At 55.4% G+C, this 6,409-nt stretch carries 8 protein-coding genes; 4 read left to right on the forward strand and 4 right to left on the reverse strand.

The genetic code is table 11. The features are described 5' to 3' along the window. The 3 genes from AC3B8H_RS17005 to AC3B8H_RS17015 all read left to right on the forward strand — a co-directional run. The coding region (locus tag AC3B8H_RS17005) for a hypothetical protein (protein WP_488442732.1) at window positions 1-201 on the forward strand (201 nt) is incomplete at its 5' end. Window positions 202-437: 236 nt separating this feature from the next. Beyond that, window positions 438-1,994, forward strand: coding sequence for a putative Ig domain-containing protein (locus tag AC3B8H_RS17010; protein WP_488442733.1), 1,557 nt, complete (start codon window positions 438-440; stop codon window positions 1,992-1,994). A 67-nt stretch (window positions 1,995-2,061) separates the two neighbouring features. Beyond that, window positions 2,062-2,679 (forward strand): cohesin domain-containing protein, encoded by a 618-nt coding sequence (locus AC3B8H_RS17015; RefSeq protein ID WP_488442734.1) that lies wholly within the window; start codon window positions 2,062-2,064, stop codon window positions 2,677-2,679. A gap of 180 nt (window positions 2,680-2,859) precedes the next feature. On the opposite strand, the gene lolD is transcribed toward AC3B8H_RS17015, so the two are convergent. The 3 genes from lolD to fur are packed head-to-tail and all read right to left on the reverse strand — an operon-like array spanning window position 2,860 to window position 5,237. After that, entirely contained in the window at window positions 2,860-3,564 is a 705-nt protein-coding gene (gene lolD, locus AC3B8H_RS17020; RefSeq protein ID WP_488442735.1) for a lipoprotein-releasing ABC transporter ATP-binding protein LolD, read from the reverse strand. Next, entirely contained in the window at window positions 3,557-4,804 is a 1,248-nt protein-coding gene (locus AC3B8H_RS17025) for a lipoprotein-releasing ABC transporter permease subunit (protein WP_488442736.1), read from the reverse strand. The genes lolD and AC3B8H_RS17025 overlap by 8 nt, the downstream gene beginning before the upstream one ends. A 13-nt stretch (window positions 4,805-4,817) precedes the next feature. Then, complete coding sequence (gene fur / locus AC3B8H_RS17030) at window positions 4,818-5,237, reverse strand: ferric iron uptake transcriptional regulator (RefSeq protein ID WP_064026744.1); 420 nt, start codon at window positions 5,235-5,237, stop codon at window positions 4,818-4,820. 116 nt (window positions 5,238-5,353) lie between these two features. On the opposite strand from fur, the gene AC3B8H_RS17035 reads away from it, so the two are divergent. Then, entirely contained in the window at window positions 5,354-5,899 is a 546-nt protein-coding gene (locus AC3B8H_RS17035) for an outer membrane protein assembly factor BamE (protein WP_488442737.1), read from the forward strand. A 10-nt stretch (window positions 5,900-5,909) separates the two neighbouring features. Here AC3B8H_RS17035 and AC3B8H_RS17040 read toward each other — a convergent pair. Beyond that, on the reverse strand, window positions 5,910-6,409 hold a 500-nt coding region (locus AC3B8H_RS17040; RefSeq protein ID WP_488442738.1), incomplete at its 5' end, for a LabA-like NYN domain-containing protein.

Raw genomic sequence — 6,409 nt, forward strand, 5'->3', positions numbered from 1 at the left:
TCTGCCGCGTTGGCATCCGAGCGACTGAAATACCCCGACTTCCGCGATTTGCGTCGCCGTTTGGGCAAACCGACAAACACCGAACGGTTTTCCGACAAAACCAGCCGGCACTCGGCGCAAGACCATCGATTTCGCAAAATCGAGCCACCAAGTCGAACCCCACGAACTAAATCGACGCCGTTCGTTGCCGATTGTCACTGACGACGGCTAGCGGCGACCGGCGACGCTAAGCAATTGGGATCGATTTATCCGAATCCGCGATGGGCTTGGGTCAGAAATCCGCGGGGCAATTTAATCGCCAAACAGCCGCCCATCTTCTCCATAGTGTTATCTTAATCACATTTTAATTGAGAATTTATCTTGGTGTGCTTCAATGCGGGCGGCTTTGCACGTTCCCGTTGCCACTTTCCACCGCAATACACCCTAAGGACCATCTCATGAAAAAACTGATCTTGCCGGCAATCTTTTTGCTTGGTATTCACGACGCTGGCGCGTCAACCGCATACGGTTCGCTTGGCAATTTCGACGCGGTAAACGATACCGGCGAAACCTGCCATGGTTTCGAGATCGAAATTGACGACATCCACAGCACCAGTATCGGTGGTACTTACTCATGGAATCATTACGGCGTACCGAAAATTCGGGAAGACAATAGCGACCCCAACCACCCAAAAGTTTTCGTGCGTTACGAAGCCCCGACAGCGAGCGGCACCACGACCGGTTTCACCAACCCGGCCGCGCCGGGCTCCATTTCTCCGACCAACGGACATATGTGCACCAATCCCTCGGTCAACCAGGGTTGCGAGCATTTTGGCGTCGGTATCTACGGCTCGTACAGCGCGATCAAATATAACTGGCTGGTCAAGGATGCCGCCGGCAAAGTCGTGCTGGGCCCGGCCGTGAACGTCGGCACCCCAACCTATACTTACCAGCCGCCGGTGTTCGTGCAACCGCCGGTGATCAAACCCAACCCGATACCGAATCAACCGCCCATCGTCGAAGTTCCGGCGATCGTGCAATTTCCCGCGCAAGTCGTCGCGGCGATTCCGGCACCGGTCGCGCCGATCCCGCCGGCAAAACAATTCGGCGAACCGAGCTGGGTCAAGGTCATCAAAACCAAGACGCACAAGGCCCGGGTATTAGCCTTGGAAGAATTGGTGGGCGATGACAAGGATAACGACGGTCATTCCGATTGGACCAATGGCGAACCCGACGAGGTGGAATCGGAATGGTATCTGTTGCAAACCAACAACAAGAACAATAAAAACAAATCCGAACTGGCCGGCAAAGCCGAGGACATGAAGGACGGCCGGGACGTCGTGACCCGCCGCTACGAGTTTTACGAATATGTCGGTCCGGCGGCTTCGATCGATGGCGAAAGCGGCGAAGCGATGTGCGATGCGGTGGGTCCCGATAACGTCAGCGGCGTCGATGTGGTGACCGTTACCGACGCTGGCGGCAACGATACCGAATTCGACTGCGCCAGCGTGGCCATCGTCGGCGCATACCGTGGCGCGCAAATGGGCGAGTTCAACGCGGTTGCGCCGCTTTCGACGATTAACGACATTCAAAGCGGCAACGTCGGCCAAGCCTTCCCGCAACGCGCGGTCGTCTTTGGCGGCAACACACCGTATGTAACGACCACCGGCGGCACCCTGCCCAACGGATTAACAATCGCTTCCAGCACCGGCGTGCTATCCGGAACTCCGTCCAAAGTCGGCGTATTTAAGTTTTTCGTTGAATCCACCGATGCCGACGGTAGCATCGTCAATAAAAACTACACGGTAAAAGTGACCGGCCCTGGCGACACCGATGCCGACAACGATATCGACTCCGCCGATCTGGCAACGATTAAAGCCAAGTACGGCATCGCGGTGGCGGCAAACGATCCGGCCGACTTAAATAACGACCGTAAGGTGAATATCGCCGATTACCGAAAAGCCGCGTCGCTTTGCACCAAACCGCAATGCGCATTGGTCACACCGGCACCCTGATCGTTAAAACACTCATCTAGCCCAGGCCGGGAACATTCCTCCCGGCCCATTTAATGACGGACTTTTTATGAACAAACATTTTTTCTCAAATGCGATTGCGCTTGGATTCGCCGCGTTCCTGTCTAACGCGAACGCCACCACCCTGGCCATTGAGCTCCCCGGCAATACCGACCTGTATACGGCCGAGGTGGGCTCGTTTTTCAATGCCAATATTTATGTGGATGGACTTGCCGACTTCGGCGGTTTCGATTTCAATCTGTCCTATAACAGCAACAATCTGTCCGCTGAATTACTGACCAGCGCCAGTATTTTCGGCGCGGATACCGAAATCTTCGCCAATTCCATCTCGGCGGTCGGCGGCGCCGGTAAAGTTCATTTCGCGGAAGCCATTTCAGCAACCACCACGCTGGAATCCGGATTAAACATTACCGCTCCGACGCTACTGGGCACCATCAAATTCAAAGCGCTAAACGCCGCGTTGAATAACCCGCTGAATATCACCAACCCCATTGTGTATTCATTTGACGGCACCTCGCTGGCCGGTTCGTTGCGCGGCGCGAATGTGACTATCATCCCCGCTCAAGATCCACCGCCCGTCCCGGTGCCGGCCGCGGCGTTTTTGTTTGCGCCGGGCTTATTGGCGATATTTGGCCGCCGTAACCGCAAGGCCAACGCCAATTGCTAATTCGTTTTTGAAATTTCAGTTCTACCGAAACCTTGTCGCGCGCATGATGCGCCCGGCAAGGTGTTCCGCCGAATCCGATTTCGGCGCAATCCGCCAGACTTCGGCAAATTCACGGTTGTAAACCCGAGCAAGACCCCGGAAAAGACGCAATGCGGTACGGGGAGCGGCCCCCTTCAAGCCCTAACCCTGCTCGTGGTGACTGCGCTCAGGCAGAATCAAACCATCTTCCATATGCAGCACGTGGTCCATCCGAGCCGCCAAATCGGGATCGTGAGTGACCACCAGAAAGCTGACTTGCAGTTCCCGATTCAACTCCAGCATCAGTTGGTAGATCTGCTCGGCGGTTTTGCTGTCCAGATTCCCGGTCGGTTCGTCGGCCAACACACATTTCGGTTTATTGATCAATGCTCGCGCCACGGCGGCCCGTTGGCGTTCGCCACCGGATAACTCGCCGGGCTTATGGGCCAACCGGTGACCCAACCCTACTCTTTTCAACAGCTCGACGGCTTGCTGCCTAGCGAGTTTAATCGGTTGATTTCCAATCAGCAGTGGCATTGCCACGTTTTCCAGGATCGTAAATTCGCCGAGCAAATGGTGAAACTGGTAAATAAAGCCCAGCGCTCGATTGCGCAATTGGCTAAGTCTGGCGGCACTAATCTTGTTTAAATCGGCCCCGTCGAGTATCACCGAGCCGGCACTGGGCTTTTCCAGGCCACCCAGCAGGTGCAGCAAGGTGCTCTTGCCGGAACCCGATGCGCCCATGATCGCGACGCGCTGGCCGGCCTGTATCGAAAGATCCACACCCTTCAATACGTCGACGCTCAAATCGCCCTGCGCATAACGCTTGGTCAGGCCGGCACACTGCAAAATCACGGGATTACTCATACCGCAACACCTCGGCCGGATTGACTCTGGCGGCTTGCCAAGCCGGATATAGCGTGGCCAGCAGCGACAATAAAAACGCCGCGCAGGCGATCGAATACACATCGCCCCAAATCAGTTTGGACGGCACTTCGCTGATGTAATAGACGTCCGACGGCATGAAATTAACGCCGAAGGCTTTTTCGATGGCCGGCACGATGGTCTCGACATTCAGAGCCAGCGACACGCCGCCGACGGTTCCTAACAAAGTACCGATACTGCCGATCACGCACCCCAACACGATGAAGATCCCCATGACCGATCCATCGCTCAAACCCTGGGTCTTCAAAATGGCAATGTCGCCGCGCTTGTCGGTAACCACCATCACCAAGGTCGAGACGATATTGAACGCCGCCACCGCGACGATCAGTAATAAAATCACGAACATCGCCCGCTTTTCGGTTTGCACCGCTTTAAAGAAATTACTGTGGGCTCGCGTCCAATCGCTGACCCGGTAATCGTCGCCCAGGGTATCCGCCAAACTTTGAGTAATGCGCGGTGCGTTGAATAGATCGTCGAGCTTCAAACGCAGACCCGATACCGCCGGCTCGATTCGGAATAACTTGCCGGCGTCGTCCAGGTGCATCAAGGCCATGTTACGGTCGTATTCGTACATGCCGACCTGAAACACCCCTACCACGGTAAACCGTTTCATGCGCGGCAATATGCCCGCCGGCGTCGAATTGATCTGAGGCGTTATCACGGTGACTTTATCACCCATCATCACGCCCAAATAAGTTGCGAGTTCAGCCCCCAGAATAATGCCGAATTCGCCGGGCTTGAGATCGGTTAACGCGCCGAACTTCATATTCGCGGCGACTTCGGACACCTGGCTCTCGAATTCGGGCAACACGCCTTGCAGCAGCGTGCCGCTGACTTGGCGATCGGCGTTAATCATCACTTGACCGTGTATGAAGGGTGCCGCGCCCAGCACATGCGGCAGACCGTGGGTGCGGTTCTCCAGGGTCCGCCAATCCTCCAACTGTCCGTAACGGCCGGTGACCGTGCTATGGGCGGTCATGCCGAGGATGCGTTCGCGCAATTCCGCCTCGAAGCCGTTCATCACCGACAGCACCGTGATCAACGCGGTAACCCCCAATGCGATACCGAGCACCGAAGTCAACGTGATGAACGAAATGAATTGGGTACGCTTTTTGGCACGGGTGTAGCGCAACCCAATATACAGGATCAGGGGTTTGAACATAAATAAGGGAGGATCAGGGGTTTTTACTGCATTCGGCGCAATAGCCGTAGAGGTACAAGCTGTGGTCGGTCAAGGTATAACCCAGCCGACGCGCGATTGCGTCCTGCTGCTTTTCGATGACTTCATCGGTAAACTCGTCAACCCTGCCGCATTTCATGCAGACGACGTGGTCGTGGTGGCTGCCGCTGTTCAATTCGAATATCGAGTTGCCCCCTTCGAAATGGTGGCGATTGACCAAGCCGGCCGCCTCGAATTGAGTCAGAACCCGGTACACGGTCGCGAGACCGATTTCCTCGCCTTCGGCGAGCAAAATCTTATAGAGTTTTTCGGCGGATAAATGGTGGTCGTCTTGCTGTTTTTCGAGTATTTCCAGAATTTTCAGTCTGGGCAACGTCACTTTTAACCCGGCGTTACGCAAATCCTTAGTTTCCACAAGCCTATCCCCGTCTAACAGTCAATCGTGGCATTGTATCGTTTTTTGCGGTCAGGCGCAGCGTGAATTATGGGATAATGGCCGTCCGTTTCCGACCGAATTCACTGGATGATGCAATGAAAAAACTGGCCGTTTTGCTCGCCGCCGGCCTGGCGCTGCCGGGTTGCTCCACCATTTTGAACAACCTGCCAGGCGTTTACTCCTTGGATATCGAGCAAGGCAATATTATCGACCAAAGCATGGTCGATCAACTGCGCCCGAACATGACCAAACGCCAAGTGCTTTACATCATGGGTTCGCCAATGCTGGCCGACGCCTTTCACGAGCGGCGCTGGGATTATTTGTACTCGGAACAGCCCAGCGGAGAGGATCGGCTGCAGAAACGCATTTCGCTATTTTTCAACGGCGAAAATCTGATGGGGGTTCAAGGCGACTTCCGCCCCAGCTCGCTGCCGGTCGTCAAGGAGTCCACCGAAACCAGCGTGGATTTACCCAAACGCGAACTGGACCGATCGATGTGGGAAAAAATCAGCGGCCTGTTCAGTGACGAGCCGGACACCCTGCCGCGCCGGACCGGCGCCGCGAACGCCTCCGATACCAAACCCGAGCCCGCGGCGGCGGAAAAAGGCAGGGAAATCGTCGAAGAGGAAGCCGAACAATAGGCTGAACAATTCAGGAACGACGAGTATCGTCGGCAATCAACAAACCGCCGGCAATCGCGATGAAATTGTCGGCGGCCTTGATCAGCGCCGGCGCGGTCAAACCGTAAATACCGTAAACATCGCTGGCCGTGCCGTGATCGCGGCGAATCTTCTGCAACAACGGTTCGAAATCGCCGTCGCCGGACAGTAAAATTACCCTATCCACCTCGGCGGCGTAATCCAATACATCCAACGTGATGCCGACGTCCCAGTCGCCCTTGCTGCTGCCGTCGCGACGTAAGATGTAGGGTTTCAGTTTTACCGTAAATCCGATATTTCTCAGGATGTTTTGAAACGCCTGTTGCTTGCCGTCCCCGCGGTCGATGGCGTAAGCGATCGCGACAACGACTTGCGCCCCGGATGTCGCCAAGCGCCAAAACGCGGTGTAATCAAAATGACGTTGATAGCGTTGCCGGGTCGTATAGTAAATGTTTTGGACATCGACAAATATCGCTATCTTCTCCATCCGGC

Source organism: Methylomonas sp. BG-2 (assembly GCF_057766305.1).

Bases quoted from the DNA above. Each gene is read 5' to 3' on its own strand.
- AC3B8H_RS17010 (WP_488442733.1), top strand. From the start codon at position 438: ATGAAAAAACTGATCTTGCCGGCAATCTTTTTGCTTGGTATTCACGAC.
- AC3B8H_RS17015 (WP_488442734.1), top strand. From the start codon at position 2,062: ATGAACAAACATTTTTTCTCAAATGCGATTGCGCTTGGATTCGCCGCG.
- lolD (WP_488442735.1), bottom strand. From the start codon at position 3,564: ATGAGTAATCCCGTGATTTTGCAGTGTGCCGGCCTGACCAAGCGTTAT.
- AC3B8H_RS17025 (WP_488442736.1), bottom strand. From the start codon at position 4,804: ATGTTCAAACCCCTGATCCTGTATATTGGGTTGCGCTACACCCGTGCC.
- AC3B8H_RS17035 (WP_488442737.1), top strand. From the start codon at position 5,354: ATGAAAAAACTGGCCGTTTTGCTCGCCGCCGGCCTGGCGCTGCCGGGT.